The 14,357-nt window shown below is 71.3% G+C and carries 13 protein-coding genes; 4 read left to right on the top strand and 9 right to left on the bottom strand.

Annotation, left to right across the window (positions count from 1 at the left end; translation table 11 throughout):
* The first annotated feature begins 5 nt into the window (after positions 1 to 5).
* Positions 6 to 521: a PH domain-containing protein gene (locus O4U47_RS16685; RefSeq protein WP_270678792.1), complete on the top strand. Its 516-nt coding sequence runs from the start codon at positions 6 to 8 to the stop codon at positions 519 to 521.
* Between the two features lie 298 nt (positions 522 to 819).
* Complete coding sequence (locus tag O4U47_RS16690; protein ID WP_270678793.1) at positions 820 to 1,026, top strand: hypothetical protein; 207 nt, start codon at positions 820 to 822, stop codon at positions 1,024 to 1,026.
* A 180-nt stretch (positions 1,027 to 1,206) separates the two neighbouring features.
* Here O4U47_RS16690 and O4U47_RS16695 read toward each other — a convergent pair whose 3' ends face one another.
* The gene (locus tag O4U47_RS16695) at positions 1,207 to 1,764 is read right to left on the bottom strand and encodes a sugar O-acetyltransferase (protein WP_270678794.1); all 558 of its coding nucleotides are present in this window, start codon (positions 1,762 to 1,764) and stop codon (positions 1,207 to 1,209) included.
* Positions 1,765 to 1,930: 166 nt separating this feature from the next.
* Here O4U47_RS16695 and O4U47_RS16700 point away from each other — a divergent pair, with 166 nt between their 5' ends.
* Complete coding sequence (locus O4U47_RS16700) at positions 1,931 to 2,881, top strand: LysR family transcriptional regulator (RefSeq protein ID WP_270678795.1); 951 nt, start codon at positions 1,931 to 1,933, stop codon at positions 2,879 to 2,881.
* A 7-nt stretch (positions 2,882 to 2,888) separates the two neighbouring features.
* Here the strand turns inward: O4U47_RS16700 and O4U47_RS16705 are convergent, their stop codons facing one another.
* Positions 2,889 to 5,519 (bottom strand): replicative DNA helicase, encoded by a 2,631-nt coding sequence (locus O4U47_RS16705; protein ID WP_270678796.1) that lies wholly within the window; start codon positions 5,517 to 5,519, stop codon positions 2,889 to 2,891.
* Positions 5,520 to 5,850: 331 nt separating this feature from the next.
* On the opposite strand from O4U47_RS16705, the gene O4U47_RS16710 reads away from it, so the two are divergent.
* Positions 5,851 to 7,203, top strand: a complete 1,353-nt coding sequence (locus tag O4U47_RS16710; protein WP_270678797.1) for an MATE family efflux transporter — start codon at positions 5,851 to 5,853, stop codon at positions 7,201 to 7,203.
* A gap of 53 nt (positions 7,204 to 7,256) precedes the next feature.
* Here the strand turns inward: O4U47_RS16710 and O4U47_RS16715 are convergent, their stop codons facing one another.
* From O4U47_RS16715 to O4U47_RS16745, 7 genes are all read right to left on the bottom strand, one after another.
* A complete protein-coding gene (locus tag O4U47_RS16715) occupies positions 7,257 to 8,141 on the bottom strand; it encodes a peptidoglycan recognition protein family protein (protein WP_270678798.1) in 885 nt (294 codons plus the stop codon).
* A gap of 148 nt (positions 8,142 to 8,289) precedes the next feature.
* Complete coding sequence (rplI, locus tag O4U47_RS16720) at positions 8,290 to 8,736, bottom strand: 50S ribosomal protein L9 (protein ID WP_270678799.1); 447 nt, start codon at positions 8,734 to 8,736, stop codon at positions 8,290 to 8,292.
* A 28-nt stretch (positions 8,737 to 8,764) separates the two neighbouring features.
* Positions 8,765 to 9,001 carry a 30S ribosomal protein S18 gene (gene rpsR / locus O4U47_RS16725; protein WP_017539584.1) on the bottom strand — a complete coding sequence of 79 codons (237 nt, stop codon included), beginning with the start codon at positions 8,999 to 9,001 and terminating at the stop codon, positions 8,765 to 8,767.
* Between the two features lie 79 nt (positions 9,002 to 9,080).
* Positions 9,081 to 9,662: a single-stranded DNA-binding protein gene (locus O4U47_RS16730; protein WP_270678800.1), complete on the bottom strand. Its 582-nt coding sequence runs from the start codon at positions 9,660 to 9,662 to the stop codon at positions 9,081 to 9,083.
* A gap of 62 nt (positions 9,663 to 9,724) precedes the next feature.
* Positions 9,725 to 10,015 carry a 30S ribosomal protein S6 gene (rpsF, locus tag O4U47_RS16735; RefSeq protein ID WP_270678801.1) on the bottom strand — a complete coding sequence of 97 codons (291 nt, stop codon included), beginning with the start codon at positions 10,013 to 10,015 and terminating at the stop codon, positions 9,725 to 9,727.
* 90 nt (positions 10,016 to 10,105) lie between these two features.
* Positions 10,106 to 11,632, bottom strand: coding sequence for a glycosyltransferase family 87 protein (locus O4U47_RS16740; RefSeq protein WP_270678802.1), 1,527 nt, complete (start codon positions 11,630 to 11,632; stop codon positions 10,106 to 10,108).
* 48 nt (positions 11,633 to 11,680) lie between these two features.
* Positions 11,681 to 14,290 (bottom strand): transglycosylase domain-containing protein, encoded by a 2,610-nt coding sequence (locus O4U47_RS16745; RefSeq protein ID WP_270678803.1) that lies wholly within the window; start codon positions 14,288 to 14,290, stop codon positions 11,681 to 11,683.
* Between the last annotated feature and the right edge of the window lie 67 nt (positions 14,291 to 14,357).

Here is a 14,357-nt window from a genome sequence, read left to right on the forward strand (position 1 = left end):
CGGCAATGAAGCTCGTAGCCTCGACGAACCGGGCTCCCGCATCCGTCAACCGATATCTGCTGCCCCACGAGCAGGACGTCGTCACCATCCGGCGGCACCCCGCCGTGCTGATGACGCCCGTGGCACTGGTCCTGGGCGCCCTCATCATGGCCGGCATCCTGAGCAACACGGCGCTGGCCGCCACGCCGACCGCGCTGGCCGTCATCTGGTGGGTGTGGCTGCTGGTGCTGGTGTGGTTCGTCTGGAAGGTCGCGGAGTGGTCGGTGGACTACTTCGTGATCACCTCCGCGAGGCTGCTGCTCACCCAGGGTCTGATCACCCGCCAGGTGAACATGATGCCGCTCGGCAAGGTCACCGACATGCGCTTCGAGCGGTCCCTGGTGGGCCGCTTCCTCGGGTACGGCACGTTCGTGATGGAGTCGGCCGGTCAGGACCAGGCCCTCAGCCGGATCAACTTCGTGCCCTACCCCGAGCAGCTCTATCTGGAGGTCGTCGGGCTGATCTTCCCCGACAAGGGGTAGGGCCCGGCGCGGTATCGAGGTGGCCGAGGGGCGCCCGCCGTACGGCGGGCGCCTTTTTCGTGCGCCCGAGGGCGTCCTGGGGAGCCCGCGTTCACCTTCCCTCCCCCGCCGTCCCCCGTTTGTTCACCTTCTGTTCACCTTGCCTCTTTCGTCCAACGTGAGCTGCGAAAACGGCACGCGCACCCCCCGTTCGCCCCGGGCATCGGGAACATTGAGTTGACTCTTAGGTGAACGAGGGGTTAACGTAAGGCCTCTTGCGATAGACGAAAGGGGTGCCGCCATGGTTCGCAGGCAGGGCATGGCAGCTCAGTCCGGCCGCCCCGCTCCGACCCGGCGCCGTACGCGCCCCACCGTGGTGCGCCGCGCACCCGGTGCGCTGCGCCGCGCCGACCTCACTCCTCCGGCGCCCCGCGCCTCTGAGGAGACCGACCGCCGCCCGGCGATGTCCTGGGTGCTGGTGGAAGACGCGAACGGCCGCATGCGGCCGGAGGCCCGCTGGATCTGACCGGGGCCGGACCACCGCGCGATTAACGCGCGGCGAAGACGATCGAGGGGGACGACGCACCGCGTCGTCCCCCTCGTCCGTGCGCGGGGCGGGGGCCGCTCACTTCAGCAGCGGCAGCCGCTCCGCCGGCGCGTCCGGCCGGGCCTCAGGGCCAACAGGCGCCGACGACCGGCCCGCCGTTCAGGCGCTCCACCGCTTGCGCTCGATCGCGGCCGGGCCGGTCACCACGGTGTCGGGCGGCACGTCCTTGGCGACGACGGTTCCGGCGCCGACCACGGCACCGCGCCCGATGGTGACCCCGGGGAGGACGGTCACGGCCGCTCCGAGCCATGCCCCGGCCTCGATCGTGATGGGCGCCATCGTGAGGAACTCGCTCCGCTGGGCGGGACGGGACGGGTGGTCGGCGGCGATGAGGTTGGTCTTCGGTCCGATCATGACGCCGTCGCCGAGGCGGATCGTGCCCCCGCCCGTGTAGTCCATGAACGTGCAGCCCTGGTTGACGAAGACCTTCTCCCCGAAGTCGATGCCGAGCCCGTAGTGGCTGTAGAAGGGCGGGTAGACGGTGACCGAGTCGGGGACGGGCCCGCCCGTGATCTCCGCCAACAGGGCGGCACGCGCGGCCTTGTCCTCGTAGGGCAAGGCGTTGAGCCGTGCGGTGAGCGTGTTCACCTGCTCGATCCGCTCGGCGACGCGTGCGAACTCGGGCGTGCGGATGTACAGGCGGTCGCGATCGGGCATGAGGGTTCCTCGCGAAGAGCGCTCCGGCCGGAGCCGTCGAGTGGCACCCGCCGGGAACGGCGGGGGATCAACCATGCGTTGATCGGATCCATCACAAGGGCCGCGATGGCCTGGGATCAAACAACGCACACGGCGGCCACGAACAACGATCGGTTGTCCTCCTAGGATGAGCGGCATGGACGTCGCCGCCGTACGCACCTTCGTCGCCGTCGTGGAGGCGGGACAGTTCCAAGAGGCCGCCGCCGACCTGTCGATCACCCCGCAGGCGGTCTCCAAGCGCGTCGCCGCGCTGGAGTCGGAGCTCGGCGTCCGGCTCTTCACCCGGGACGCGCGCGGCGCACGGATCACCATCGACGGGCAGGCGTTCCTGCCCCACGCCCGGGCGTTCCTCCAGGCCGCCCAGCGGGCCGCCGACTCGGTGCGGCCGGGCGGCCGCGCCCTGCGCGTCGACGTCATCGGCCGACGGCTCTCCCTGGCGGGCCTGCTGCGCGGCTTCCACCTGGCCCACCCCGGCACCGCGCTGGACGTCGTGACGCTGTTCGACTTCGACGCCGCCATCGCCGCCGTCCAGGCCGGGACGATCGACGCGACGTTCCGGGCCGTCACCATGCCGGGGCGGCGGCTTCCACAGGGTGTGGAGGCCGCGCCCGTCTTCGACGAACCGCTGCACCTGTTCACCGGGCCGGGGCACCCGTTCGCCGACGCGGCGGCGGTCACTCCGGCCCGGCTCGCAGGCCGACGGGTCTGGATGCCCGGCAACCTGCCCGGCACCGAGTGGGCCGCCTACTACGACGAGCTCGCGGCCGCCTTCGGCATCGTGATCGAGACGGTCGGCCCGAACTTCGGAATCGAGCACCTGCTCGACACCATCGCCGGATCCACGACGCTGGCCACGTTCGTCAGCGAGCAGACCCCTTTGGCATGGCCCGCCGGCCACAGCCTGCGCCGCATCCCCATCGTCGACCCGACGCCGGTCTACCCCCACTCACTGGTGTGGCGCACCGACAACCCGCACCCCGGCCTGGCGGAGCTGCGCGCCCATCTGGCGCCCTCCTCCCCCGGCCGCCCGGAGAGCGGCGTCTGGGTCCCCGGGTGGGCCCGTCCGGGCCGGGCCTGAGAAGCCCCTACCCGGGCGCCATGTCGACGAAGCGACTGTAGTGCCCCTGGAAGGCGACGGTGACCTCGGCGGTGGGACCGTTCCGGTGCTTGGCCACGATGATGTCGGCCTCCCCGGCCCGAGGGGACTCTTTGTCGTGGACGTCCTCTCGGTAGAGCAGGAGCACCATGTCGGCATCCTGCTCGATCGAGTTGTGCACATTTATCCCATTTGCCACGAAATTGTGGGCGCCGAGCACCGTCGCATCGAAGACCTCTTGGGGACCCAGTGGTTCGATCTCGGCGACCTCGTCCCAGAAGACGTCGTTGGTGGCGACGAGGTCCAGCTCCGCATCGTCGAGCACCTGGGCGACCTGTCCCATGCGCTCCCTGCTCGGGGCGTGCTTCCACATGGTGCTTCCGCAGTACTGGGTCCCCACGGCCGACGCGAACTCACGCTGGGTCATCCCCTTCTCTTCAAGGGTCGTGCGCACCCGGTCCCAGACCTGGACCGGAATCGTGTCGAGATTGGTGTTGGAGGAGCGGTCGACGAGCTCCTCCCGGCACACCTCGGCCATGAGCGCCCGCTCTCCGTGCACACCGATCTTCCTGAGGAAGCGCACCTGGTTCTCGCCGCCGACGATGTGCAGCTGGTAGCCGGGGCGGTACTCGCCCTTCCTCACCTTCTTCAACCGCGTCATGACGTTGAACCGGAGCAGCAGGGCCGCCACGTCGTCGACGAGCCGCCGACCGGTCGAGGCGTAGTAGATCCTCGCCTGGCCCGCCTTGTCGTCCCAGAAGACGCAGCCGTCGGTGGCCCACAGGTGGTGCAGAAACAGCGCCACCTGGTCGTTGGCCAGTCCGAAGACGGGCCGCGGGACGAACTTCTCGTGGCTGCGCAGGCCGAACAGGCCGAGCCCGTCGAGCCACTCGGCGATCGGGTTCCGCTTTCCGTGGGTGAGGCGATGGGGCGACCGCAGCCGAAGGCTGGTCGCTCCGGCCTCCTCGTAGTCGTCACGGACCGGGGCGACCCCGAAGTGGGACGCCGCCTGCTCAACGGCCTTGAGGTTGGCCTCGTCAGCGCTCGCGTACCGGATGGGCTGGCGCTTGACGAACGAGCCGTCTCCGATGAGGTGGCCGAGCATCACCACCTCGGCCTCAGGCCAGCGCTCCGCGGACTCCGGGGCGGGCGTGTGCCGGGGAACGGCGATCCTGTCCCCCACGGCCAGGTCTGAGAGCGGCCGCCATCCCTCATAGGCGAGGAAGGGGTGGTTCGCCGACGCCTCGACCTCGCGCCCCGACCGCAGGCGAAGGCGGAAGGTCTCCTTGACCCCGCTTGAGAAGACGTGGGTCATCGTTCTCGGGATCAGCCGCAGGCCCTCGTCGAGCGCCCACACGGGGATGTCCTTCTCCCCCGACGCGTACAGCTCCCCCATGGTGGTCTCAGCGCCGGTGTCGGCCCGAAGGATCCGTGTACCCGCGGTCAGGCACCCGGACTCACGCAGGTCGCTGACTTGGGGCTTTTTGTCCGTTCTCTGCTCGGGACCCCGGTTGAGCTGGGAGAGCGCGATGACCGGCACCTCCAGCTCCTTGGCGAGGAGCTTCAGGGACCGGGAGAACTCCGAGACCTCCTGCTGACGGCTCTCCACGCGGCCCGAGGAGCTCATGAGCTGCAGGTAGTCCACGATGACGAGCTTGAGGTCGTGCTGCTGCTTCAGGCGGCGGCACTTGGCCCGGATCTCCATCATCGACATGTTCGGGGAGTCGTCGATGAAGAGCGGCGCCCCGGCGACCTCGCCCATCCTGCGGGCCAGGCGCTGCCAGTCGTCGTCGGTCATCAGCCCGGAGCGCATGGTGTGCAGCGGCACCCGCGCCTCGGCGGAGAGCAGGCGCATGACGATCTCGTTGCGCCCCATCTCCAGACTGAAGAAGACCGAGGCCAACTGGTTCTTGATGGACGCGGCGCGCGCGAAATCCAGGGCCAGTGTACTTTTGCCTACTGCCGGTCTTGCGGCGATGATGACCATTTGTCCGGCGTGGAGGCCGTTGGTGAGCTGGTCGAAGTCGGTGAAGCCGGTCGGGACGCCGGTCATGGAGCCGTCGTGGGCGGAGATCGCCTCGATCTCGTCCAGGGCCCCCGGCATGATGTCGCTCAGCGGGAGGTAGTCCTCGCCGGTGCGCTTCTCGGCGACGCGGAAGACCTCGGCCTGGGCCTGGTCCACGATGTCGTCGACCTCGCCGTCGCCGGTGTAGCCCATCTGGGCGATGTGCGTGCCCACCTCGACCAGGCGGCGCAGCACCGCCCGGTCGGCCACGATGCGGGCGTAGTACCCGGCGTTGGCGGCGGTCGGGATCGCCTCGGTCAGCGTGTGCAGGTACGGCGCCCCGCCGACGCGGGCGATCTCGCCGCGCTTGGTCAGTTCGGCGTTGACGCTGATCGCGTCCACCGGCTCGCCGCGCGAGAACAGGTCCACGACCGCGTCGTAGACCGTCTGGTGCGCGGGCCGGTAGAAGTCGCTGGAGCGCACGATCTCGACGACCTCGGTGATGGCGTCCTTGGACAGCAGCATGCCGCCCAGGACGCTCTGCTCCGCCAGGATGTCGTGCGGCGGAGTGCGGTCGAAACCGCTGTGCTCCGACGGCTGCTCGGCGACGCTCACGTACTCTCCCCCTGATGACGGCCGGTCCTGCCTGCACCGGCCCAAGCGATTGTCCCGACCGCGGACCCCGCAAGGCAAAGCGGCCTGTGGACGCTGCTGGGGAGATCCTGTGGACGACTGCGGCGTTCCTGCGGATAGCTTGTGCACAACGCCTGTGGATAACTACTGTGCACTCCCCGCACACACGGTATGACCTGCGAATACCTTGTACACCGCCTGTGCGTGAAAGAAACCGCACACATCTTCGTCCACAGGTTTTCCACAGGGCGTTCGCCACACCGTGGACGCCGGTCCCCCACCTCGAACACGTGTCCGGTAACGTGGCCGGGCCATGTCCGCACCACTGTCCGCGCCTCCCTTCCGCCACCCGCACGACCGCGAGATCTTCCGCCTCGCCGTGCCGACCTTCTTCGCGCTCATCGCCGAGCCGCTGCTGCTGCTCACCGACACCGCGATCGTCGGCACCCTGGGCACCCGCCCGCTCGGCGGCCTCGGGGTCGCCGGGCAGATCCTGATGACCCTGGCCAACCTGTGCATCTTCCTGGCCTACGGCACCACCGCCGCGGTCTCCCGGCGGTTCGGCGCCGGCCAGGTGCGCGAAGGGCTGCGCAGCGGGGTCGACGGCCTGTGGCTGGCGTTGATCATCGGCGCCGCGGCGGCCGCCGCCGGGTACGCCGGCGGCCCCTGGCTGGTCGAGGCGCTCGGCGCCTCGGACGAGGTGGCGCCCTACGCCCTCACCTACCTGCGGATCAGCCTGCTCAGCGCACCCGCGCTGCTGCTCATCATGGCCGGGACGGGGGTGCTGCGCGGGCTGCAGGACGCCCGCACGCCCCTGCTGGTGTCGGTCGGCACCGCCGCGGTGAACGCCGCCCTGGCCGCGTTCCTGGTGCTCGTGCTCGACACGGGCATCGCCGGTTCGGCCTGGGCGACGGTGGTGGCGCAGTGGGGCGGCGCCGCGGTCTACCTCGCGGTGGTGGTGCGGGCCGCCCGGCGCGAGGGGGTGCCCCTGGCGCCCGACCCCTCCGGGGTGAAGGCGTCCGCGGCGGCCGGAGCGGCGCTGTTCGTCCGCACGGTGTCGCTGCGGGTGGTGCTGGTGGTCACCACCGCGGTGGCCGCCCGCATGGGCGACCAGGAGATCGCCGCCCAACAGGTCGCCTTCCAGCTCTGGTCGCTGCTGGTGTTCGCGATGGACGCGATCGCGGTGGCGGCGCAGGCGATCATCGGCCGCTACCTGGGCGCCTCGGACGCCGAGGGGGCGCGGGCCGCCACCCGCCGCATGGTGGAGTGGGGCGTCATGGTCGGCGCCGTGTTCACCGTGCTGGTGCTGGCGGCGCGCCCGTGGGCGGCGGTCCCGTTCACCTCGGACGCCGGGGTGGCCGCGCTGATCGTCTCCGCGCTGCTGGTGGTGGCGCTCCTGCAGCCGCTGAGCGGTGTGGTGATGGTGCTCGACGGCATTCTGATGGGCGCCGGGGACCAGCGCTACCTCGCCTGGGCGAGCTTCTGGACGATGCTGGCCTTCCTGCCGTGCGCCGCCGTGGTGCTGTGGACGACGCCCCCGGGCTCCCCCGACGCGCTGCTGCGGCTGTGGCTGGCGTTCGGGGTGTGGATGGCCGCACGCGGCCTCACCCTGGGGCTGCGCGCCCGCAGCGGTGCGTGGGTGGTGCTGGGGTCGACGCGTACCTGACGCGTCCGGACGGCCCGGGGGCGTGCGCCGGGCCGGTCCGCCTGGCGGTCGCCTCAGGCGCCCTCCCCGGGGAGGTCCTCCTCCGGGCCGTCGGCGGCGCCGTCGTCCGCCGCCCGCACCGCGTCGCGCTCCCCGAGCGCCGGGCCGTGGTAGTAGGGGGCGGCCCGCTCGCCCGTCGGCACCGCCGGGTACGACGGCAGGTGCTCTTCGGGGAGTTCGGCCAGGGTGAGCAGCTCCATGCGCTCCCGGGCGGTGCGCATCCGCGCGGCGACGTTCTTGCGCAGGTCGGGCAGCATCCCGTACAGCCGGTCCCCCGGACAGCTCGTGGCGTTGTAGTCGCGGTGCCCGACGATGCACTCGGCCGGGTCCAGCCCGTACGCCAGGCACAGCCACGCGCAGGTGTCGGCGAGCGCCGCCATGAGCGCCTTGGTGGGCGCGGCCGAGGTGTACAGCCCCTCGTTCTCGATGCCCACGGTGTGCGAGTTGTGGTTCGCGGTGTGGGCGCCGATGGCGTGGCGCCCGTCGCGCACCGCCGCCAGGCTCCGGTTGCGGCCCTCCATGATGTGGCCGCCGCGGGAGATGGTGAACTGCTGGCCGGTGTCGTCCCAGCCGTTGCTGTCCATGTGGTGGCGCTGGATGGCGCGCGAGAGGGCCGCGGCGTGGCTCTTGGAGTAGTCGGTGCTGTTCCCTGTGGCGGTGTGGTGGACGACGATGTGGTCGGGCGCCCCGGTGACGGTCGCGTAGCGCTTGGGCCGCCGGGCCCCCCAGTCGGAGCGGGTGTAGACCTTGGGGGCGGCGACGGCCAGCGCGGGCGCCGGGGCGGCCAGGTCCGCCGCGCCGCCGAGCAGCACCGCTCCGGCGGCCAGGGCTCCGGCCCGGACCGCCCCGCGCCGGGTCAGGCCCATCGGGTGCGGGGACTCCTGCTCGTGACTGCCCATCGGCCTCATCCTTCCTGTGGGGCGACGTGCCCACAGGCCACGATAAGTTACAAATAGTGATCAAAGAATCACTATCGGCAATGCGGCGTGTCCGAACGAAGGCCCCGCCCCCGCGGTGCGGGGGCGGGGCCGGGAAGGGCGCGGCGGACTAGTCGCCGACGACCTCCAGCGCGATCGTGGCCGAGACCTCAGGGTGCAGGCGGATGCGCACCTTGTGCTCGCCGACCGACTTGATCGGGTTGCGGATCTCGATACGGCGCTTGTCGACCTGCGGCCCGCCGGCGGTCGTGACCGCCGACGCGACGTCCGCGGCGTTGACCGACCCGAACAGGCGGCCGCCGTCGCCGGCGCGCCGGGCCAGCTCCACACGGAGCGAGCGCAGGCGCTCGGCGATCTGCTCGGCCTCCTCCAGGGTGCGGATGTCGCGGGCCTGGCGGGCGCGGCGGATGGAGTCGATCTGCTTCTGGCCGCCCCGGGTCCACCGGATGGCGAACCCGCGCGGAAGCAGGTAGTTGCGGCCGTAGCCGTCCTTCACCTCGACGACGTCGCCGGGGGCACCGAGACCGTCGACCTCGTGGGTCAGAATCAGCTTCACGACTAGAACCTCCCTCGGTATTCCCCGTTTAGCGAGCGGTGCTGGTGTAGGGCAGCAGCGCCATCTCGCGGGCGTTCTTGATCGCCGTCGCGACGTCGCGCTGGTGCTGCGTGCAGTTGCCGGTGACACGGCGCGCACGGATCTTGCCGCGGTCGGAGATGAACTTGCGCAGCAGAGTGGTGTCCTTGTAGTCGATGTAGGACGCCTTCTCCTGGCAGAACAGGCAAACCTTCTTCTTGGGCTTGCGTGCTGCCGGCTTCGCCATCGTGGTGCTCCTTTGTCAAGAGCCCCGGATTGGTCCGGGGATGGTCAGTTCGGACAGGGTGGCCGTCGCGGAGGCCGGGCTAGAACGGGGGCTCGTCGGAGAACCCGCCGCCGCCGAAACCGCCGCCACCGCCGTTGGTCGCCCAGGGGTCGTCGGCCGGAGGGCCGGAGCGGCCGCCCTGGGGGCCGCCACCGTATCCACCGCTGGCACCCCCCTGGTTGCCGTATCCGCCGCCCTGCTGGCCGCCGAAGCCCCCGCCGCCGCCGCCGAAACCGCCGCCCTGGCCGCCGCCCTGGCGCTGCGTGCGGGCCACCTTGGCGGTGGCGTAGCGCAGCGCGGGCCCGACCTCGTCGACGTCGATCTCGAAGACGGTGCGCTTCTCGCCCTCCTTCGTCTCGAAGGAGCGCTGCTTCAGGCGCCCCTGGACGATGACGCGCATCCCGCGCTGGAGGCTCTCGGCCACGTTCTCCGCGTACTGGCGCCACACCGCGCAGCTGAGGAACATGGCCTCGCCGTCCTTCCACTCGCCGCTCTGGCGGTCGAAGACGCGCGGTGTGGAGGCGACGCGGAAGTTCGCGACCGCGGCCCCGCTGGGGGTGAATCGCAGCTCAGGGTCGTCGACGAGGTTGCCGACGAGCGTGATCTGGGTCTCGCCTGCCATGGAAGGCTCCGGATTCCTATCGGTTCGGATCAGGCGTGCGGGGCGCCGACGCGGGCGCGGACCTAGTGGACCTCGGGGCGGAGGACCTTGGTGCGCAGGACGGACTCGGTCAGGCCGAGCTGGCGGTCCAGCTCCTTGACCGTGGCGGGCTCGGCCGACAGGTCGATCACCGCGTAGATGCCGTCGGTGTTCTTCTCGATGTCGTAGGAGAGGCGGCGCTTGCCCCAGACGTCGACCTTCTCCACGGAGCCGCCGTCGTTGCGGACCACCGCGAGGAACTTGTCGAGCGACGGGGCGACCGTGCGCTCATCGAGGTTCGGGTCGAGGATGACCATCACTTCGTAACGACGCATTGCCGTCGTACCTCCTCTGGACTGTCGCGGCCATGGTCTCTCCATGGCAGGAGGGCTGTTGAGCCAGACGAACGCCAAGATTACCAGCCGTCAAGGGGCCGATTCGCCGCCTTCGCCAGGGGCTGTCCAGGCCCCTCGCCCCGGACCGCGCCCGGGTTCCGCCCCGGGTGCGGCGGCGGGCGGGGAGCCGGGCGCGGCGGCGGGGTCCGCAGCGCCCCGGCGCCCCGCCGCCATGACGTCGGCCACGGTCACCCCGCACAGCAGCACCAGGGTGACCAGGCGCCCGAGGGACAGCAGCGCGTACCCCTCGAAGTCCAGCCCGGCGTCGGCGCCCTGGGCCGCGGCCGTCGTGTGGAGCAGGTGCTGCCAGATCCCGAAGAAGTAGCCGACCTCCGCGAGCTGCCACAGCGCGAACGCCGCGACCGGCGGCCAGGTCCCCAGGTTCCGCGGCCAGGCGAGCACCGCGAGCGGGATGAGCCAGAGCACGAACTGGGGCGACCACACCTTGTTGGTGATCAGGAAGGCGGCCACGGTGAGCAGCAGGAGCTGTTCCAGGCGGGGCGGGCGGCGGGCCGTGACGCCGAGAACGGCGATCAGCGCGCAGGCCACGGCGAGGCCCCCGGTGCCGAAGGTGTTCACCAGGTCGTGGTCGCCGCTGTCGAAGAGGCCGTGGCCGCCCAGGACGTAGTAGACCGACCCCCAGTCGGTTCCGCGCTCGCTGCTGAAGGCGAAGAAGGTGGCCCACCCTTCGGGTGCGGCGAGCGCCACCGGGGCGTTGACGGCCGCCCACGCGGCGGCGGCCCCGCCCAGAGGGCGCAGCAGGTCCCCGGCGGCGAGCCCGCCGCGCCCGAGGAGGCGGCGCAGGACGAGGACGAGGATCGGCCCGAAGACCAGGAACGGGTAGAACTTGGCGGCCACCGCCAGGCCGATGAGCGCTCCCCCGCCCCACTGCCACCGGTCCCCGCGCGCGTAGAGCGCGAGCCCGACCGTGAAGAGGGCGACGGCCAGGTGGTCCCAGTTGATGTAGGCGGTGAGCACCCCCGCGGGCACGAGCGCGGTGACGCCCCCGGCGAGCAGGGCCCGGCGCCGGTCGAATGCGGTGCCGTCCGGCGGGTGCACTCCCCCGCGGCCGACGAGCCACCCTGTCGCCAGCACGGTGGCCGTCAGGCACACCCCCATCACCAAGGCGGTGACGTCGAAATAGGCCAGCGCGCGCGTGAGGGGGTCGGGCAGCCCGGACACCGCGCGCGCGACCAGGTGCATCAGCCCGCCCGTGAGCACGGGGTACTCGACCGGCTTGTCGATGTAGGGCACGAGCCCCTGGTCGAGCCCGTCCCGGTAGTAGAGCGGGAAGACGTCGCTGTAGCAGGCGGCGGCGTACTGCCCTCCGTCCAGCCACGCGCCCCCGAATCTGCACGGGTACTTGGCGAGGTACCCGAGGAGCGCTCCGAGGGCACCGAGCCCTGCGAGCGCCGCCCACGGGACGGCGTCCCCTGCGGCGCCCCGAGCCGGGCCGCCGTCTGCCGCTTCTCCGGCCGGAATACGCCGAGTGCCGGCGGCGGTCGTCTGACCGCCGCCGGCACTCGGGCGTCCGGCGCCTCCGGACGTGGAGGTCACATCACTCCTGTTCGCTTCGGCCCCGCCGGGGCGGGGCGGCGCGGGCGGCTATTCGAAGCGCCGCCCGATGAGTCCTCCGTCGTCGTCACCGCCGCCGGGGTTGTCGGGACCGCCCCCGGGGTTGTCGGGGTTGCCGGGGCCGGGTGACTGGTCGTCGCCGCCCCCGGACCCGTCGTCATCGCAGTTCGGCTCCCACCACGGGCACTCACCGCCGCCGGGAGGCGTCGACGGCTGTCCGGTCGGCTGCTCCGTGGGCTGCTCCGTGGGCTGCTCCGTGGGCTGCTCGGTCGGCTGCTCCGTGGGCTGCTCCGTGGGCTGCTGCGACGGCGTCGGGGTGGCCGGGAGGGAGTCCTGCTTGGTGCCGACGTTGGCGGGGGCCGGGAACTGCTTCACCGGCTTGCCCTCCATCGCCGTGTCCATGAACTCCTTCCACACCTTCGCCGACGTCGTACCACCGTAGACGTCCGCCTCGCCCGGGATCTGGATCTGCTTCCCGCCGTCGCGGAACAGCCCGACCGCGGTGGCCAGCTGCGGGGTGTACCCGGCGAACCAGGCCGACTTGGCGTCGTTGGAGGTACCGGTCTTGCCCGCCACAGGCCGGCCGTCGGAGAGCATGGCGTTCTTGCCGCCGCCGTCGGGCGAGACGACCTGCTGCATGGCGTAGGTGGCGTCGGCCGCGACGTCCGCGCTGAAGGCGCGCTCACCCTTCTCCAGCTGGTCGGCGTCGTTGGGCTCGAGCTCGACGTAGTCCCCCTCCGCGTTGGGCTTCTCCACCTTGGTGATCATGTGCGCGGGGATGTGCACGCCGCCGTTGGCGAAGGTCGCGTAACCGGTGGCCTGGTCCTTCGCGGTCACCTGGTAGGTGCCCAGCGCGATGTTCGGGCCCATGTCCGCGGTCTCGAACTGCTTCTCGGCGATGCCCGCGGCCTTGGCGGTCTCCACGACGGCCGGGGGGGTCACGTCGATGGCGAGCTGGACGAACGCGGTGTTCACCGAGTGCTTGGTGGACTCCGTCAGGTTGACGACGCCCCAGTCGCGGTTGCTGTCGTTCTGGATCTCGCCTTCGATGCCCTCGAACTTCTGCGGGGAGGAGCCGTCGAACTCGCTCTCCAGGCTGATGCCCTGGCCGAGGCCGGTGGCGAGCACGTAGGGCTTGAACGCCGAACCGGCCTGGGCGCGCTCGGTGAGGGAGTTGTTGGCGTCCTGGGTGAAGTCGGTTCCGCCGCGGAACGCCTTGATCTCGCCGGTGGCGGGGTCGACGGAGGTCAGGGCGTAGTTGGTGTCCTCCGGCATGCCCTCGGGCAGGACCTCGCCGAAGACCTTGTCCGCCTTGTTCATCAGCTTGGCGTCGAGGGAGGTGGTGACCCGGTACCCGCCGGTGGCGATCTGCTGGGCCGTCAGTCCGTACCGCTGCTCCAGCTCCTTCATGACCGCGTCGCGGACGTAGCCCTTGTGGCCCTCGGTCAGGTCCTCCCCGGGCGAGTACGGGACCGTCTCGGGGAACTCCAGCTTGTCGGCCTCGGCCTGGGTGATGCCGTAGTCGGGGTAGTCCTGGTTCATCAGGACCATGCCGTTGACCGAGTCGTCCCTCCAGCGCTCCTTGAGGATCTCCTCGATCTTGGGGTCGGCCTGGTAGTTCTCGAAGTTGCCCGGCTGCTGGATGATCGCGCCGATGAAGGCGCCCTCGGCCTGGTCGAGGTCCTGAACGTCCTTGCCGAAGTAGGCCTGCGCTGCGGCCTGCACACCGTAGGCGCCGCGGCCGAAGTAGATGGTGTTCAGGTACTGCTCGACGATCTGCTCCTTGTCAAGCTGCTGGCCCAGCTTGATGGAGATCATGATCTCTTTGGCCTTACGCGTGATGGTCTGGTCGCGCGTGAGGGTGTCGTAGTAGTTGCGGGCCATCTGCTGCGTGATGGTCGACCCGCCGCCGGCGGAGCCGCCGCTGAGCACGGCCCGCATGGTGCCGGTGATCGAGATTCCGCCGTCGCTGGGGAAGGTGCGCTGCTCGGTGCCGAGGACGCCGTTGATGACGGAGTCGGGGATCTCGTCGTAGGTGACCGGCTGACGGTTGATGTCACCGGTGGTGACGATCTCCTCGCCGGGTTCGCCCTCCTTGCCCGCGTAGGAGATGACCGTGGCCTTCTGCGTGGCCTCGGACTGGGCCTTCATGTCCCCGGGCCCAGGGGTGAGGGCGAAGGCGATGAAGAACGCGACGACCCCGCCGATGAAGAGCACACCGGCGGTGATCACCATGGGCTTCCACGCCTTGGACCAGAAGCGGCGGATGGGCCCGCGGTCGTCGTGCTCACCGTTCGCGGGCGGGCGGCGCCGACCGCCTCCCCCGCCGCCGCTGCCGGAGCGCCGGGCGCCCCCGGAGCGGGCCCCGTGGGCGCGTCCGCGGTCGTCCTGCTGCGGGCGGCGCCGGCCGCCGGAGCGCGGCCCCTCCGAGCGCGCGCCCTCGGGGCGGCCTCGCGGCCGCTCGTCGTCCCAGAAGCCGCTGTCGCCGCCGTCGTCGTCCCGGCGGCGCCCGACGGCGCGTTCGTCCGCGGCCGGGCCGGCGGCCCGGCGCCTGCCGCCGCTTCCCCGCGGCGCGTCACCGGACGGGCCCGAGGCCCGCCGACGGCCGCCGCCGGCGTTACGTCGTCTTTCGGTACTCACGCGTCCTCGATTGCTGATCTACGGCCGTACGGCCTGACGACTCGGGTAGGAGCGGGGCGCTCGGTCG

Source organism: Nocardiopsis suaedae, from assembly GCF_027706745.1.
Classification (GTDB): domain Bacteria; phylum Actinomycetota; class Actinomycetes; order Streptosporangiales; family Streptosporangiaceae; genus Nocardiopsis_A; species Nocardiopsis_A suaedae.

Bases quoted from the DNA above. Each gene is read 5' to 3' on its own strand.
- O4U47_RS16695 (WP_270678794.1), bottom strand. From the start codon at position 1,764: ATGCCCGATCGCGACCGCCTGTACATCCGCACGCCCGAGTTCGCACGC.
- O4U47_RS16710 (WP_270678797.1), top strand. From the start codon at position 5,851: ATGTCCGCACCACTGTCCGCGCCTCCCTTCCGCCACCCGCACGACCGC.
- O4U47_RS16685 (WP_270678792.1), top strand. From the start codon at position 6: ATGAAGCTCGTAGCCTCGACGAACCGGGCTCCCGCATCCGTCAACCGA.
- rpsF (WP_270678801.1), bottom strand. From the start codon at position 10,015: ATGCGTCGTTACGAAGTGATGGTCATCCTCGACCCGAACCTCGATGAG.
- rpsR (WP_017539584.1), bottom strand. From the start codon at position 9,001: ATGGCGAAGCCGGCAGCACGCAAGCCCAAGAAGAAGGTTTGCCTGTTC.
- O4U47_RS16730 (WP_270678800.1), bottom strand. From the start codon at position 9,662: ATGGCAGGCGAGACCCAGATCACGCTCGTCGGCAACCTCGTCGACGAC.
- O4U47_RS16690 (WP_270678793.1), top strand. From the start codon at position 820: ATGGCAGCTCAGTCCGGCCGCCCCGCTCCGACCCGGCGCCGTACGCGC.
- O4U47_RS16715 (WP_270678798.1), bottom strand. From the start codon at position 8,141: ATGGGCAGTCACGAGCAGGAGTCCCCGCACCCGATGGGCCTGACCCGG.
- O4U47_RS16700 (WP_270678795.1), top strand. From the start codon at position 1,931: ATGAGCGGCATGGACGTCGCCGCCGTACGCACCTTCGTCGCCGTCGTG.